General features: G+C 35.0%; 15 protein-coding genes and 1 pseudogene. 6 read left to right on the forward strand and 10 right to left on the reverse strand.

All coding sequences use genetic code 11. The features are described from left to right. Window positions 1-96: 96 nt before the first annotated feature. Window positions 97-942: a tyrosine-type recombinase/integrase gene (locus AA0Y26_RS12195; protein WP_413362006.1), complete on the forward strand. Its 846-nt coding sequence runs from the start codon at window positions 97-99 to the stop codon at window positions 940-942. A 168-nt stretch (window positions 943-1,110) separates the two neighbouring features. Continuing rightward, window positions 1,111-2,715 carry an ABC-F family ATP-binding cassette domain-containing protein gene (locus AA0Y26_RS12200; protein WP_413362008.1) on the forward strand — a complete coding sequence of 535 codons (1,605 nt, stop codon included), beginning with the start codon at window positions 1,111-1,113 and terminating at the stop codon, window positions 2,713-2,715. A gap of 1,155 nt (window positions 2,716-3,870) precedes the next feature. On the opposite strand, the gene AA0Y26_RS12205 is transcribed toward AA0Y26_RS12200, so the two are convergent. From AA0Y26_RS12205 to AA0Y26_RS12220, 4 genes and pseudogenes are all read right to left on the reverse strand, one after another. Then, a complete protein-coding gene (locus tag AA0Y26_RS12205; RefSeq protein ID WP_413362010.1) occupies window positions 3,871-4,110 on the reverse strand; it encodes a hypothetical protein in 240 nt (79 codons plus the stop codon). 97 nt (window positions 4,111-4,207) lie between these two features. Continuing rightward, window positions 4,208-5,059: a hypothetical protein gene (locus tag AA0Y26_RS12210; protein WP_413362012.1), complete on the reverse strand. Its 852-nt coding sequence runs from the start codon at window positions 5,057-5,059 to the stop codon at window positions 4,208-4,210. A 235-nt stretch (window positions 5,060-5,294) separates the two neighbouring features. After that, window positions 5,295-6,161: pseudogene (locus AA0Y26_RS12215) on the reverse strand (IS3 family transposase); the annotation flags it as partial. Continuing rightward, entirely contained in the window at window positions 6,122-6,682 is a 561-nt protein-coding gene (locus AA0Y26_RS12220) for a transposase (protein ID WP_413362014.1), read from the reverse strand. The gene AA0Y26_RS12220 and the pseudogene AA0Y26_RS12215, both read right to left, overlap by 40 nt. Window positions 6,683-7,396: 714 nt before the next feature. Between AA0Y26_RS12220 and AA0Y26_RS12225 the strand changes: the two genes are divergently transcribed. Next, window positions 7,397-8,023 carry a hypothetical protein gene (locus tag AA0Y26_RS12225; protein WP_413362016.1) on the forward strand — a complete coding sequence of 209 codons (627 nt, stop codon included), beginning with the start codon at window positions 7,397-7,399 and terminating at the stop codon, window positions 8,021-8,023. Window positions 8,024-8,100: 77 nt separating this feature from the next. Here AA0Y26_RS12225 and AA0Y26_RS12230 read toward each other — a convergent pair whose 3' ends face one another. From AA0Y26_RS12230 to AA0Y26_RS12250, 5 genes are all read right to left on the reverse strand, one after another. Further along, window positions 8,101-8,403, reverse strand: a complete 303-nt coding sequence (locus tag AA0Y26_RS12230; protein WP_413368185.1) for a hypothetical protein — start codon at window positions 8,401-8,403, stop codon at window positions 8,101-8,103. Further along, window positions 8,388-8,705: a hypothetical protein gene (locus AA0Y26_RS12235; RefSeq protein ID WP_413362018.1), complete on the reverse strand. Its 318-nt coding sequence runs from the start codon at window positions 8,703-8,705 to the stop codon at window positions 8,388-8,390. Before AA0Y26_RS12235 ends, AA0Y26_RS12230 begins: the two co-directional genes overlap by 16 nt. 46 nt (window positions 8,706-8,751) lie before the next feature. After that, the gene (locus AA0Y26_RS12240; RefSeq protein WP_413362020.1) at window positions 8,752-8,976 is read right to left on the reverse strand and encodes a hypothetical protein; all 225 of its coding nucleotides are present in this window, start codon (window positions 8,974-8,976) and stop codon (window positions 8,752-8,754) included. Between the two features lie 136 nt (window positions 8,977-9,112). Beyond that, window positions 9,113-11,302, reverse strand: coding sequence for an MMPL family transporter (locus AA0Y26_RS12245; protein WP_413368187.1), 2,190 nt, complete (start codon window positions 11,300-11,302; stop codon window positions 9,113-9,115). 105 nt (window positions 11,303-11,407) lie between these two features. Further along, window positions 11,408-12,007, reverse strand: a complete 600-nt coding sequence (locus tag AA0Y26_RS12250) for a TetR/AcrR family transcriptional regulator (protein WP_413362022.1) — start codon at window positions 12,005-12,007, stop codon at window positions 11,408-11,410. 460 nt (window positions 12,008-12,467) lie between these two features. Between AA0Y26_RS12250 and AA0Y26_RS12255 the strand changes: the two genes are divergently transcribed. From AA0Y26_RS12255 to AA0Y26_RS12265, 3 genes are all read left to right on the forward strand, one after another. After that, window positions 12,468-12,926, forward strand: a complete 459-nt coding sequence (locus AA0Y26_RS12255) for a DinB family protein (RefSeq protein WP_413362024.1) — start codon at window positions 12,468-12,470, stop codon at window positions 12,924-12,926. A 106-nt stretch (window positions 12,927-13,032) separates the two neighbouring features. Next, entirely contained in the window at window positions 13,033-13,338 is a 306-nt protein-coding gene (locus AA0Y26_RS12260; RefSeq protein ID WP_413362026.1) for a hypothetical protein, read from the forward strand. Between the two features lie 410 nt (window positions 13,339-13,748). Next, a complete protein-coding gene (locus AA0Y26_RS12265) occupies window positions 13,749-14,021 on the forward strand; it encodes a Parvovirus coat protein VP1-like protein (protein ID WP_413362028.1) in 273 nt (90 codons plus the stop codon). Window positions 14,022-14,088: 67 nt separating this feature from the next. On the opposite strand, the gene AA0Y26_RS12270 is transcribed toward AA0Y26_RS12265, so the two are convergent. Next, on the reverse strand, window positions 14,089-14,856 hold the full coding sequence (locus AA0Y26_RS12270) for a polysaccharide deacetylase family protein (protein ID WP_413362030.1): 768 nt from the start codon (window positions 14,854-14,856) through the stop codon (window positions 14,089-14,091). Between the last annotated feature and the right edge of the window lie 160 nt (window positions 14,857-15,016).

Genomic DNA, 15,016 nt, shown 5'->3' on the forward strand with positions numbered 1-15,016 from the left:
AAATGCTCAAAACTATAAATATAAAAAAGTTTAGAAAATTCAACAATTTAGATAATATACATATCGGTTCTAGATTAACCCTAATTTCAGGTTCAAATGGAATTGGCAATATTAGGTAATACCGCTTTGCCAAAACTGACACGTTTACTTGTGCAGTCTAAACTGGTGGACGCAATGAATAATGAAGGCTATGCCCAGAATACGATCAAAAGAGCTGCTACCCTGCTAGTTACTGTACTTAATGATGCTTTAAATGAAGGAATGATAAATAAGCCTCCTTTTACAAAGTTAGATTTCAGCAGAGTAAGTATCCCTAAAAAGCGCACTACCCTGCAATTAGATGAATTAAAATATTTTATGGAATGTATTGAGAAAGAAAATATAACAAGAAAAACCATTTTATATATGCTCATACTTCTGGGTGTTCGTGGCGGTGAGGTACTTGCTCTTCGTTATACAGATATTAACTTGGAAGATCGTACAATTAGGATTGATGAAACAAGAAACTATTATAAAAATAAATCCGGCCGTCCCAAGTCGAAAAATAGTTACCGAACTTTAAAGATACCTCAAAATTTGTATGATATACTAGTCGAGTATAATAATTGGTTTAAGGCTACAATGAATAGGTATGACTTTAAAATCGAAACAGATTCGTACTATTTCATTACTTTTAAAGGACAAAGAGTAAGTCCTCATTATATAAATAGTACCTTTAGGGATTTAAGGAAAAAATACAAACTGTCAAACTTAACAGGACATATGTTACGGCATACCTATGCCTCTATTTTAATATCAAATAATGTTGCCCCTTCTACCGTAGCAAAATTATTGGGTGATACTGTAGAAACTGTGGTGAAAGTTTATGTTCATCCAATTGATGCTCATGATAAAAAGGCCTTGGATGTCATTGAGGAAATAACCAATACTTCTTTTGAATGACAGCAAAACGGCCAATTTGGGGTACAAATTGGGGTACATTGAGAAAAATCCCTTCAAAAAGCATATATAGCTTCAACTTTGAGCCGATTTCGTATTATAATGGAAACATTGTGGACTAAACAGAAAACGTTTAAAGCAATTAGTAGATAAAACAAGGAGGAACTACAAATGATTCAAGTTAGTGGTGTAGGTCTTCGCTATGGCGACCGTAAATTATTTGAAGATGTAAACATCAAATTCAACCCAGGCAACTGTTACGGCCTGATCGGTGCGAATGGTGCCGGTAAATCAACATTCTTAAAAATCCTTTCAGGTGATATCGAAGCCCAGGAAGGTCACGTATCAATGGGTAAAGACGAGCGCTTATCTGTGCTTCGCCAAAATCACTTTGAATACGATGAGTTCAGTGTACTGGATACAGTCATTATGGGTAACAAACGCCTGTATGAAGTGAAAAATGAAAAAGATGCAATTTATATGAAAGAAGACTTTTCTGATGAGGACGGCATGCGTGCTGCTGAGTTAGAAGGAGAATTTGCAGAGCTGAACGGGTGGGAAGCTGAATCAGAAGCTGCTACTCTTTTAAACGGTCTAGGTATCGGCGATGAATACCATTACATGCTGATGAAAGACTTGGAAGGTTCCGATAAAGTCAAAGTATTGCTTGCACAAGCATTATTTGGCAAACCAGATGTTCTATTACTTGATGAGCCTACCAACCACCTTGACTTAAAGGCAATCCAATGGCTTGAAGAGTTTTTAATCAACTTTGAGAATACAGTTATTGTCGTATCCCATGACCGTCACTTCTTAAACAAAGTTTGTACACACATTGCGGATCTTGATTTCGGAAAGATCCAGCTTTACGTTGGTAACTATGATTTCTGGTATGAATCAAGCCAACTTGCATTGAAAATGGCACAAGATCAAAATAAGAAAAAAGAAGAAAAAATTAAAGAATTACAAGCATTCGTTGCGCGCTTCTCTGCCAATGCTTCTAAATCGAAACAAGCGACAAGCCGTAAGAAAATGCTTGAAAAAATTGAGCTGGATGATATTCGCCCTTCCAGCCGTAAATACCCGTTCATCAACTTCCAAATCGGTCGTGAAATCGGGAACGACGTGCTGACAGTGGATGGCTTATCTGCTTCTCTTGATGGAGAAACATTGTTCAAGGACATCCGTTTTACAATGAACAAGGAAGACAAAATTGTATTCCTAGGATCGCCATTAGCAAAAACTGCTCTATTCGACATCCTGATGGAGCGTCGCGAAGCAGAGGCGGGTTCAATCAAATGGGGTGTAACAACATCTCAAAGCTATTTTGAAAACGATCATGAGCAATACTTCACCGGCTCTGAAAAGACATTAGTAGAATGGCTTCGTCAGTACTCACCTGAAGACGAAACAGAAAGCTTCCTTCGTGGATTCTTAGGCCGTATGCTGTTTTCTGGTGAAGAAGTGAAAAAATCACCAGCTGTATTATCCGGTGGTGAGAAGGTACGCTGTATGCTTTCAAAGATGATGCTTTCCAACTCAAATGTATTGATTTTAGATGAGCCAACAAACCACTTGGACCTTGAATCAATCCAGGCGCTGAACGAAGGCTTAATCCGTTACAAAGGTGCAATGTTATTCACATCGCATGACCATCAGTTCATTCAAACGATCGCAAACCGCGTCATTGAAATCCGTGAAGACGGTACAATCCTTGATAAGCAATTGACTTATGATGAATTCTTGGAGTGGAAAGAAAGCCAAGGTTTAAATTAATTTTTATAGGAAGTTAGTTTATCTCTAAAACCTTGTTATATCAAGGTTTTCTAAAATAAACATTAACATTTGTTCTCCTTATGAATCTATTCAGAATTATTCTTTTTGGGGAGAATTTTGGGGAGCATTTGAGGAATCTATACACGGGCAGATGTAAGATTTCCGGAGAAAAAGGTACCTCTATCTTGGGGGTACCTTTTACTTTTATAGTTTCAAGTAAGAGAGGATTGCCAATAGTTAAAAGAATAGGAAGTAATCCATTTTTAGTTTTTCAAGATTAATTTACCCATTTTTTACTGCATTGATAAAGCACTTTTCTTATTCAAGAAAAGCGCTTGATTGTTGAGTATTGTTTCATCTAAATCCCCAGCAATTGAAGTATAGGATTAAAAAAATAAAGATCTAAAACATCTCTATATACAGGTTTTTATTCGGATAACATTCCAGCAACTTTTTCTGCAAAATCTTGAAAAGTCTTATTGTCACTATCTTTATATACCTTTGCATAAAAAGCTGTATAAACAATATCCAAAGAAAAAGCCAATAAACGTTTGTTTTACAACGTTTATTAGCCTCTTGCGTCTACCCAAACTTTTGTTTGGGAACGTTATTTTGTAAGTATTTGTATAAGAAATATTCTAATACTAGACACTAAATAAAAGGCTAGCTTATTAATTTTCGGTGTACAAGTCTTGATACATACGGACAATAAGCACAAAAATATATCCAAAAAGAAGATACATTCCATTGTTCATTGCATTATTTAGTGAAGAATTATCAACAATGATGCTAATCATTAGTGTAATTAAAATAATGGCACTAAAAATAATAAATATAGTTTTATTTATCGAAATGTATTCCTTCTTTATTTCAAATAACAAGTGAATTAGTACAAAGATTATTATAGTAATTTTAGTCATAAACAAGTGTTCATATTGCCAATTAAATGATGTTAGGAAAATGATTAAGAAAATGACATCCAAAATTACGAAGAAGTTAAATTTTTTCATTGGTTAATGTACCTCTTTAGTTATCTATATGCAGATATAAAAGAATAAAAAGCAGCCGAAGCTCCATTTAGTTGAATGAGGCTTTGATTCCCTAAGTTTCATTTGGGAACGTTATTTTGTATAGACTTGTATGAATTTAAAAATATTAGTTGTACAATAAAACATTAAAAATTGTTCCAATGGTATAAAGTGATACAACACTTAAAAACAACACTGTATATTTCTTTTCTACATAAGTCCAAAAAGTATTTCTCCAAACAGTAATACTCCCAATTAATAAAATTAGACTCGCCGAAATGGGTAAAACAATAACTCCGAAACTTTTGCCAAATTCAATGGCTGCTATTAATACAGATAATGCGATTAATAATAATAATTTTTTCATAACAGTTTCACACCAAACTTAAAATATTCTATATGAAAATATAACATAAGTAGCAAAGCTACCAAAGCGGTGTTTGGTAACATTCGAAATAAATTGTTTATTTTAAAATATAAGAGTGCCAACTAATTTTTGAATTTAAATCTAATAAATCTGCAAATTGCCAAGCGTTATAGTCCGTAGTATCCACTTCGAATTCTACGCTCTTAATGCCTTTATTTTGTAACCCAATAAGCTGTTTCTTTAAAATCGGTAATAAGTTCGTATTACCTTGTTGACCGACCCAACCAATTTCAAATCGTTCTCCATCAACTGGATGGATGAATATATAAGCGGTAACTTGGTTGTTTTCAACAGCAATATAACTCAATTGTAAATCAGGATTATCATTTAATAAGCTTTCTCTCCAAATGTGCCAATCCTCTATTTTTGCAGGGTTATGTAAATGTGTTTGTTCATAGCTATATTTTAAAAGCTTAAATAATTGTTCCTCTAAAGAAGGTTGTGTTAACACTTGTTTGAGTGACAGTAATGTTTGAGGTACCGTTATGTCATTTAGTTTTTCTAATAAAGTGCTAACCTCATATTTCTCCATATATGTTTTTCGGAAAAGTTGGAATGGAAACTGCTGCAAAAGCTTTAGTTTTTCTGATTCATTTTCCCAGCATGAAAAAACGACTCTATCTTGCGGAGCTTGCAGAACAAGCATTTCCTTCAACATCTCCCTTGTAGCCTTACTAGATACGTGAATATATTTAGCAAAAGGGTGAGTGAGATTGTCCCAACTTAGTCCAATGCTTTTTATTGTTCGGTGTTCCATTTCGGCTACTAAATCGACATAATGGTTGGATGGAATACGCCAGTACACGTCTTTTAATGACTCTTTAATCTGCTCAGGTATCTTATATTCATTCATATTTTTAATTTTTATGATGCTGGAATGATTATTCATGATTGTCTCCTTTATACGTCTACCAATAAATTATTGATAAGTGCATTTAATTCAATATTCTACCAGTTTCATTTACAATATTATACATATGGGTGGTTTTTTATTTAGTTAGGTTACCAAACCGTCGTTTGGTAATCTTTCATAAAAAGTTGTTATTCCACGATCTGGCTCTTTAATGAAAAATGACGCATTCTTTATTAAAGAAGGTAGTGACCCCTTAAAGTTAGAGTTTTTATTATGCAGCTAATTGGCTGGCGTGTATTCGGTAATTTACCGGACTCATGCCGGCCAGTTTTTGTTTAATACGATCGTTATTATAATAATTGATATACTTTTCTATTTTCTTTTGTAATGCTGCGTAAGAGATTAATTGTTCCCCATAATACATTTCCTGTTTTAGTATGCTGAAGAAGTTCTCCATGGCCGCATTGTCTGCGCATGTTGCTTTACGAGACATGCTTTGGAAAATCTTGTTCTGCCTTACTGTTTTCACCCACGTATTGTGTTGATAGTGCCATCCTTGATCGGAGTGAATCGTTGTCCGATATGCGGCACGCTTCTGAATGATTGGAAGTGCTTGTTTAAGTGACTCTAACACAAAATCTAGGCTCGGCCGTTTTGACATACTAAACCCAATAATCTCACCGTTATATAAGTCCATGATCGGGCTTAAATATAATTTCTCATTATTTGTACATTTAAATTCGGTTACATCAGTCACCAATTTTTGAAGGGCATACGGTGTGCTGAATCTACGATTCAAAAGGTTTTTAGCGACTTTCCCAACCATTCCTTTGTAGGATTTATAGCGTGATTTACGGACAAATTTTACACATTTCAATCCTAGCTTTTTCATAATCCGTTGTACTTTTTTATGATTAATTATGTACCCCTGCGCTCTTAATTCCGCATGAATACGACGGTAGCCATATCGGCCTTCATGCTTTTCAAAGGTCTCTAAAATCAATGTTTCCCACTTTTCGTTCGAATTTGCTTGTTTCATTTGTTTCATTTGATAATGATAGGTTGCTTCTGGAATACCCACTTGTTTTAAGACATCTTTTAATCGAAATCCTTCTTGTTTAAGTTCGAAGGCGATGGCTGCTTGTACTTTTCGAGGAGGGCATTCGGATTCTCTCGAAAAGCCTTCAACTTTTTTAAATAGGCCACCTCTAAACGAAGCAGTTCATTTTCACGTTCTAGCTGCTCCTCACGTGACATGGTTTTTTCTTGGTTATTCGCTGTTGGTTTTTGTTTCTTAGACATAGACGGGTGCCCCTTTGATTTTTTTTGCAGGCCCTCTATCCCTTCTTTTGAAAACCGATGATACCAACTGGCAACTAAAGTTGGATCATTCAAGTTAAAGTGAATCGCAGTATCTTGATAGGAAGCACCTGTTCGTTTCATAAAGTTTAATACATCTAATTTAAATTGAACAGAATAAAACTGCTTCGTTTTCTTAACGGATAATCCGTTACGCCCAAACGCTTGATAAGCACGTACCCATCTCCTTAATGGAGAATCATCTATACCATATTTCTTCGCTATCGCTCGATATCCTAGAGAGCCACTTAAATATTCTTGAACCACCATCAATTTAAATTCTTCGCTATATTTAGTCATAAAAATCACCCCAAAAGTTAGTTTTTTACTCTAACTTTTGGGGTGCAGTACCGAATTGCGCCCGATTATTGATTACTATAAATATGTAATCACTCTTTCTACTTACGCCTAATTATCTTCTTTGATATAAATAAAGTAATTACAATTAATAATATAGAAATCCCTATAACAACATATGTATTCGGATGTATAACAACAAAATAACTATCTTTAAGCTGAAAATTCTCACTTCCCTGTTGCATTTTTACCCCCTCCTGACTATCATTGCTGTTCATTTAAGTGAAATCCTTTGCTATCTGGATTGCATTATTTATATGGATGTTACCTTACTCCTCAATCTGGCCCGATTGTGGAATAAGTAAATTTCCAGACAGAAGGAACAATTTGGAACGCAATTAGCGAAATCGTTAATAACTAGCACAACACTATAATCAGAGAACACTTGGTCGTTATCTGTAAAAAAACTAGACATAACAGATATGAACGAAATATTCGAAGTAATGCAGCAGATGACAAATAAGGATTGTCTGTTTTTTTACTATGTACAAGTATTAACCATAAGCTAATTATGAAATAAACAAGTATATCGATACTCTAGTATTAAACTATATAAATAAAAAAGTATTTTTTCTACTATTTAACAAAAATATATTTTATAGTAATTTGGTGATATAATATTTATGAGAATTTTATACAATTCAAGGAGTGAGATAAATGAATCTCGGTGATTACTTAATCTATAGTCCTCGCATAGGATGGGATTTAAAAAATAACGAAGAGATGTTTAGTTTATTAACCAAATTACGTAACCAGCTGACTATTTTAAGCTATGGAACCGACTTAGATCATCAAACTATTCAACATCTTATTGATGAGTATTTATTAATTGGAGTTCAAGAAAAAGATGCTAAAATTATGGAAGTTAAATATGACACATATGACGTCCACATAAAAAAAGATATAGGCGATCACTATTACACTGAAACGTATTATGTGAATGAAAGCCCATTGATTCAATTTGAAAAAGAATTACATAAACTTTCAGGAAAACACATTCGTTGTCAGTTCGGTGTCCGTGCCCATTTCGATGTAACCATAAATGGTGAAAATTTCTCTACACGGTTATATAAGACATTAGACTGTTCTTCTGTATACCGAGAAAAAATTGAAGGTCGATACTTATTCTTTATAGATTCAGAATCTATTGAAAATGAATCAATTCGAAATAAGATACACATTCTACCTGAAAAATTACAATCTCTTTCACTACCTATCAATTTTACAGATTTGCAAAAGGAAGTATATATAAAAAATTGGATTTCTCAAATTCTTGCATATTGATTCAGGGATTCCTTCCATCTTACTATTTTCTCGCAAATAAGATCTTCGCTATAAAAATACTTATGAAACTAGTTAGTTTAATCAGTTCCCCATTTTGGTAAACTACTGTGCTTTAGTTGAATTTGGCCATAATGCCATTGAAAGCCATCCTCTACAGTATGCCAATACCAAGTTGTTGTATTTCTTGAGGGATTAATGTTCACCTGTCCTCTCAAAACGGGTTTACCATTTGCTCCAAGCATTTCAACTATATGCTCTCCTTGATTAATACTTCCCGATTTTGCGGGTCCAACAAGCCCATCATAACCATGCTTTGCTTCTGCTTTCACTGCTGCTTCCTGCATCTGCGGGATAACTCTCTCACTTACTTCTTTTCCGATACATTTTTTATTTCTTTTCCCATCTTTTCTTCAATAGCGTCTTTAATAAGGACTCTTAATAAGAATGACCATATTTGTGGTTGTAGGATTAAAGTATCTTCAGTAATTAATTCTTGATTATTGTTTTCTAAAAGAAGTTCATGATTTTCCAACTTATATTGCAAATCATTTGTGTTTGGATTTTCTTGATAAATAGTATCGTTCTTATCAGTAGTATTCGCTAAACTGGATAAGGGAAACACCAATTGAATCAAGAGTGTTAAAACTAATAAAGCTGAAATTTGTTTAAATATTTTTTTCATAATTTACTTCTTTGTTTCATTTAATAATTTTTTTAACATTTCTTTTCTATCCTTGTTTCCTACACAGATGATTGTGGAAGGCTAGCGTAATGCCCAGCTTACTGATATTATCAATCAGGCGATGGGAAGCACCTAATTGGGGAGAAATTTTGGGCGCGCTTTTCAAAAAAGTGCCAGATCCCTCTTCTATCAAGGGTTTTACATTACAATAAACCTTTGGTGTGGAAAGAAAGCCAAGGTTTAAACTAATTTTTAAACGCTCGTTCTTCACGCAAAAGGTCCCTCTATATTGAGGTACCTTTTGCTTTTATAGTTTCAAATAAAAAAGGATTCCCCTTCATTCTATTAATAAAGGGGAATCCTTTTTAAGTTGTTTGATACAATACAGGGCACAGCAAAGCAGGCTTTTATTTTTCAGCTTCCTCTTTATGCAGTATAGATTCTCCTTCTACATCAATATTAGGAAGAATTCTATCTAACCACTTTGGAATATACCATGCTGTTTTCCCCATAAGAGTCATGACAGCAGGGACAATTGTCATTCTGACGATAAACGCATCAAAAAACACCCCAAATGCTAATGCCATTCCAATCGATTTAATCATTGCATCTGGATTCATCATAAATCCGAAAAACACGGCCATCATGATGAGAGCTGCAGCAGTAACTACTCCCCCGCTATCTCTCATTCCATATAAGATCGCTTTACGACTATCTCCAGTATGCATATAAATCTCTCTCATCTTACTTACTAAGAAAATTTCATAGTCCATTGCTAGTCCAAATAATATCCCTATTGTAATAACAGGTAAAAAGGCTAGTATTGGAGATTGTGCTGGGAAACCAAAGAAATTAATGAAATTACCGTCTTGAACAATGAACACCATAAATCCTAATGTTGCTCCTAGAGAAAGCAAGAATCCTAAAACAGCTTTCAGCGGCACTAATAGTGATCTAAAGACCATTACTAAAAGTATATATGCAAGACCGACAATTAAGGATGCAAATACAGGCAGAGCATCATTCAATTGCTGTGATATATCGATGTTCATGGCAGTGCTGCCTGTTACCATTAGTTCAATACCATGTTCCTTCTCGGTTGCTTGAGATTTGTCTCGAATAAGATTTACCAAATCCTTAGTCTCTATATCATCCGGTCCAGACTCTGGTGTGATTTGAATCATGAAGATTTCACCAGAAGGTCCTGGTATTGGCGGTGAAACAGCTTTTACATCTTCTAAATCACTTATTTCTTGCACTATTTCACCAGCAGCTAGTTGTGTTTCCTCTGTCAATTCATCTACTTTTGCGGCGACGACCAACTGTGCATTAAATCCTTCTCCATATGCTTCGGTTAATAAATCATATGCTCTTCTTTCTGTCATTTCCGTTGATTTAGCTGTCCCATCAGATGGCAGACCCAAATTCATATGGAAGAACGGAATTGTGAGAATTGCTAGGAATGCAATGGATACTAGCGATACAATGATCGGATGTGTAGTAACTAATCTCCCCCACTTGTTTGCTTTCGCTTCGTCTAATCTCTTGTTCTTACCAGTAAGCTTTTGCAAAAACTTATTTTCCTTGGCAGGTGACAATCGGTTACCAACTATACCTAAAATTGCTGGTAAAACAATAATAGAAATAAGAACCGCTGTCAGTATACTAATAGCGGCTGAAACACCCATAAGCGTTAAAAATGGGATTTGAGCTACAGATAAGCCTAATAAGCCAATAATAACAGTGAGACCTGCAAATACTACAGCACTTCCAGATGTTCCTGTGGCTATAGCAATCGAATTGTTAACCGTATTACCTTTTGCTAATTCTTGTCTGAATCGTGTAATAATAAATAGAGAGTAATCAATACCTACCGCTAAACCTAACATTGCTGCCAAAATTATTGAGATAGAGTTTAAATCAATAAAATAAGCCCCAATCATAATTCCTATTAAACTAATTCCTAAACCTAATACAGCTATTAAAATTGGTAAACCTGCTGCAATAAATGAACCAAAAGTAATCGCCAATACTACAAAGGCAACTACTACTCCAATAACCTCATAAATTCCTTCAAACTCCATGTCGGAGAAGGCAATATCCCCTCCCCTGATTTCTGTTTGTATACCTGCATCCCTTGTTAGTTTGATGCTATCCAAAATATGTTGTTTCGACTTCTCTGAAACCTTATCTGCTTCTACTGAAAACGTAACTTGGGCGTAACCGATTGTTTTATCTTCATTTAAATTGTTTAATTCTAACGGTGATAAAACACTTGCCACTTTGGAATCTTTACTTATCTCATTAAGTACATCCGTAATATTACGTTGCGCATCTTCTGATTCCAATGTTTCGTTATCTGGTGCTTTAAATACGATGTTTACGGTAGATTGTTCAGCAGAACCTGCAAATTCTTCTTTGATTAATTCAGCCGCTTTATCAGCTGGCGTATTCGGAATCGTAAGTTCCCCATTAAAAGCTGGTTTTAGATACAAAACTAGCGCTGCTAATACAATCAAAATTCCTAAAGCACTAAAAAGCACTGATTTTTTATGTGTCGCTGACCAATTCCCTAATTTATAAAGATACTTTGCTATTGTAATCTCCTCCTGTTTTCTCTACCTATGTGGCAGAACACACAAAATTATTATTATAAACAATCGTGAACAATTGTTCATTTATAGCTTAAAAAAATATCCACATTAGTTCATGTGAGACATTTCTTTAAATCGGCTTTCAATATCATGAAATGTTAAAAACATCAATTGGTCAATGAGAACACTGATTTTATCCCCATCTTCTTGAGTCTTCAAAATAGTATAAATTCCTTCTATAAAGGTTGTTGAAAGGACCGAGAAGATAAATGGGTCTTTCACAACATTCTTATCTTCAAAGCGAAAGAATACTTCTTTTTGAAGAATTTTATAAAGAATATCCACAATATCATTTTTGAGACTCTCGTATTTAGATCCCTTACTTTTACCAAAAAGAATTAAGAGTTCTTTACTATTCCCTTTAAAAATGTCCAAGATTCTATTTTTGATTTCAAGTAATTTCTCATCGGGATTAACATCAGCAAAAATGATTTTATTGATGTTAGTAAACAGATCATCATAGACCGGTTCTACTATCGAATTAAACAAATCCTCCTTATTTTTAAAATATTTGTAGACTGTTCCTAATGCAATATCTGCGTTACTGGCTATATTTCTAATAGATGCACTTACATAACCCTTTTCTTTAAATTCATCCAAAGCCGCAACTATGATACGTTTTTTAACTTCTTCTTTTAAATACTGCATGCGTGAACCTCCGTTCATTTTTGATATTATCATGTGAAAATCTGCTTGTAAACTGTTTTTCATTATAACAATATAGAGAATTTCTTGTGAAAGCTATGAACAGTGAATCAACAAACCTAGCTGGATCAAGGGAAATTAACATAAATTCACGTACACAAGAATTCATTGATGCAGTCTAAGCTAAAACACCAGGTAAAAGACCCGCTATTTCCAATAACCCTTTTAGTATCATATATAATTGGCTGTATTATAAAGGCAGAAAGTCTTGTTTCTTCCTATACGGTGGTTGACCTTCCACATTCACATGACCCCATCTATTAATGTATTACTTGAAAAGATTAGTTAAATTTCTGGCTTTTTATATATTCATCCACCTTTTTTAATAAAACGTACTCTCAAAATTTAAAAGGATTTTGTGTTCTTTCGTCAAATATAAATGATCATAGAAAGGAGATTATGAATGATAACACGACACACCATTTTATTTACTCAATTGGAGACTTATAGAAACGAACTGTTAGCTGTACTAGAAGGCGTCACAGAGGAAATGGCAGAAATGATACCGCCTGGATTCCGTAATAATATTCGCTGGAATATGGGACATATATATTTGGATCAATTTCTTTGGATAGCAGCATTAACAAAGGATATGGGGGATGTTCCCCCAGCCTATCAAAACTGGTTTGGTTTCGGTACCTCACCATCTGAATTTACAGAAGAAACCCCATCTTTCGAGGAATTAAAGCAGCTATTAGAAACCCAGCCGAAGACAATCAAACAAACTTATGGCCACCGCCTAGAGGAAGAGTTTCCTCCTACTGAAATGGGCATGCATACGCTTGAGCAAGTGCTCATTCGAACGATTTTCCACGAAGGTATGCATTTTCAAGCTATTTTAAATATCAGAAAGAGTCTTTAACCATTATCATTCCTTTTCCTCAAAATTTTTCTGCTGCTAGAAGCCCTGACATCTGCTCACTTTTCTACATATACTGAAGGAAAATGAAAAAAGGAGAGTAGATCCGTTGGGTAGAAAAAATAATAATAGCAATTCTGATTCACTCGAACCTTCTATAAACAAAGAGGTAGTCGCAGTCGATTTAGCTATTTTATCAAGTATTATTGCAATGCTTAGTCAAGCGATTGGCACATTTTCATTGTTTTTACAGGCTGAGTCGATACAGGAAGCTGAAGAAGCTGAAGCGGCTGGTAGTGCAAACAACGGCTCGGATGGCAGGAACTCCAATTATGAAATCAGTCCTGAACGCTTTAGAAAATTGGAAAAGCAGGTTCAATACTTAACAAAAGAAATCGAACGTCTTAAGGGATAGCCCATAACTTCGGTCTATTAATTACATAGGTTGAAAGATGCGTTAAATGGCTGATCTATGTATCCTGCTATCCCGCCTTCTTGTTTCTGCTATTTCTGATATCTTCTTACCCTCGTCTCTTCCACTCAAAAATCATCATACTACTACCTCTTTCTACCAAAAGAGCTTTTATCATCTCTGAACCTCCTTCATTCTTATATATCTTATTCGGCACAACTATATATCTAGAAAAAGCGACATTATGATTTCCTTTATATCATAAAAGGAGAGCTCAATAAAACTGGTGCATATACTAAAAAAGGCTCTAAACCATTTTTAAGCTGCCATAAAAATATCATAGGCAAAAAAGAACTGGTTTAGCGCAACCCTACCATTTAAAACACAACATATTGTAGAAAAGAGGTGGCAGAATGAGACATAACGGATATCGAAGAGGATTAGGATTCTGCATGCCTGGATACCGCTATTGCGGTCCTGGCTGTTCAGGTCCTGGCGCACCGACAAATGCTGTTGATTCCTGTTGCTATATGCATGACCGGTGCTATGAAATGAATGGAGATAAACTGTTCTGTGATCAGCAATTCCAGCAATGTTTAGCTCCTAAAATGAACCCTTACACGAAAGAAGGAAAAGATGCTGCACTTTTTTCCAAAGCCATAAGATTGAAAAACTTCTTTTTCTAGTGCATGACCCTTTTCTATCGTTGTCGAGATATTAATGGCTACCTGCATAAAAAAACCGCTACTTTTTCTATTCAGAAAAGTAGCGGTTATCCCCCTGTACTTCATTAGGACGCTTTTCATTTTTTATCTCCAGCATTTCAGATATGGTGACAAATTGATAACCTTGTTTTTTCAATTCGGGTAAAATCTCCTTCAGAGCTTCTACCGTTTGAGTTCGGTCTGATCCTCCATCATGGAATAAAATTACGTCGCCAGGTTTTGTCCCATCAAGTACTTTACCAATGATTTTGTTTACCCCAGGGTCTTTCCAATCTTCCGTATCTTGATGCCACGACCACATAATAACCGTATAACCGTTTTCTACTGCCACATCAATCATTCCATCTGTATAGAGCCCTCCAACTGGACGAAAAAGCGTTGGCTTAAATCCTGTAATGCTGTAAATAATATTATTCGTCTTTTGCAATTCCACTTCTATTCGCTTCAGTGTAGTATTCCATGGGTGCGAATACGTATGATTGGCCAATTCATGCCCCTCTTCAAATTGACGAAGTATGACTTCGGGATGCTTCTCCGCATTTTTACCAATAATAAAAAAGGTTGCCTTAACATTATATTCTGCCAGCAAATCCAGCACCTGCGTTGTATATTTGTCATCCGGCCCATCGTCAAATGTAATGGCCACAATTTTTTCCTGTGTATCAATGTCCCACAATACTTCGCCAGTTTGCTCGTAATAACGTCTGCCTTTATCAGCAGACGTATGAAAACCGATAAAAAACATGAGTATAAAACTTGTGCAGATAGATAAAGCAAAGATGTACTTACGTTTCAATGCGTCACTTCCCACTATCGGTTATTTTTAAAATTCCTGATTACTTTATTATCTGCGATTAGCCTAAAAAAAAACCTTGATAAGAATGGCTGAATAAATGGGAATTTCCATTAGACATTTTCCTCTATTGTATGAGCATTTTCTACGTCGATCAGTAAAT

The organism is Lysinibacillus canaveralius (assembly GCF_047301505.1).
Lineage (GTDB): Bacteria > Bacillota > Bacilli > Bacillales_A > Planococcaceae > Lysinibacillus_B.

Excerpts from the sequence above, each read along its gene's own strand:
- AA0Y26_RS12195 (WP_413362006.1), top strand. The coding sequence starts at position 97 with ATGGAATTGGCAATATTAGGTAATACCGCTTTGCCAAAACTGACACGT.
- AA0Y26_RS12200 (WP_413362008.1), top strand. The coding sequence starts at position 1,111 with ATGATTCAAGTTAGTGGTGTAGGTCTTCGCTATGGCGACCGTAAATTA.
- AA0Y26_RS12205 (WP_413362010.1), bottom strand. The coding sequence starts at position 4,110 with ATGAAAAAATTATTATTATTAATCGCATTATCTGTATTAATAGCAGCC.
- AA0Y26_RS12210 (WP_413362012.1), bottom strand. The coding sequence starts at position 5,059 with ATGAATAATCATTCCAGCATCATAAAAATTAAAAATATGAATGAATAT.
- AA0Y26_RS12220 (WP_413362014.1), bottom strand. The coding sequence starts at position 6,682 with ATGACTAAATATAGCGAAGAATTTAAATTGATGGTGGTTCAAGAATAT.
- AA0Y26_RS12225 (WP_413362016.1), top strand. The coding sequence starts at position 7,397 with ATGAATCTCGGTGATTACTTAATCTATAGTCCTCGCATAGGATGGGAT.
- AA0Y26_RS12235 (WP_413362018.1), bottom strand. The coding sequence starts at position 8,705 with ATGAAAAAAATATTTAAACAAATTTCAGCTTTATTAGTTTTAACACTC.
- AA0Y26_RS12250 (WP_413362022.1), bottom strand. The coding sequence starts at position 12,007 with ATGCAGTATTTAAAAGAAGAAGTTAAAAAACGTATCATAGTTGCGGCT.
- AA0Y26_RS12255 (WP_413362024.1), top strand. The coding sequence starts at position 12,468 with ATGATAACACGACACACCATTTTATTTACTCAATTGGAGACTTATAGA.
- AA0Y26_RS12265 (WP_413362028.1), top strand. The coding sequence starts at position 13,749 with ATGAGACATAACGGATATCGAAGAGGATTAGGATTCTGCATGCCTGGA.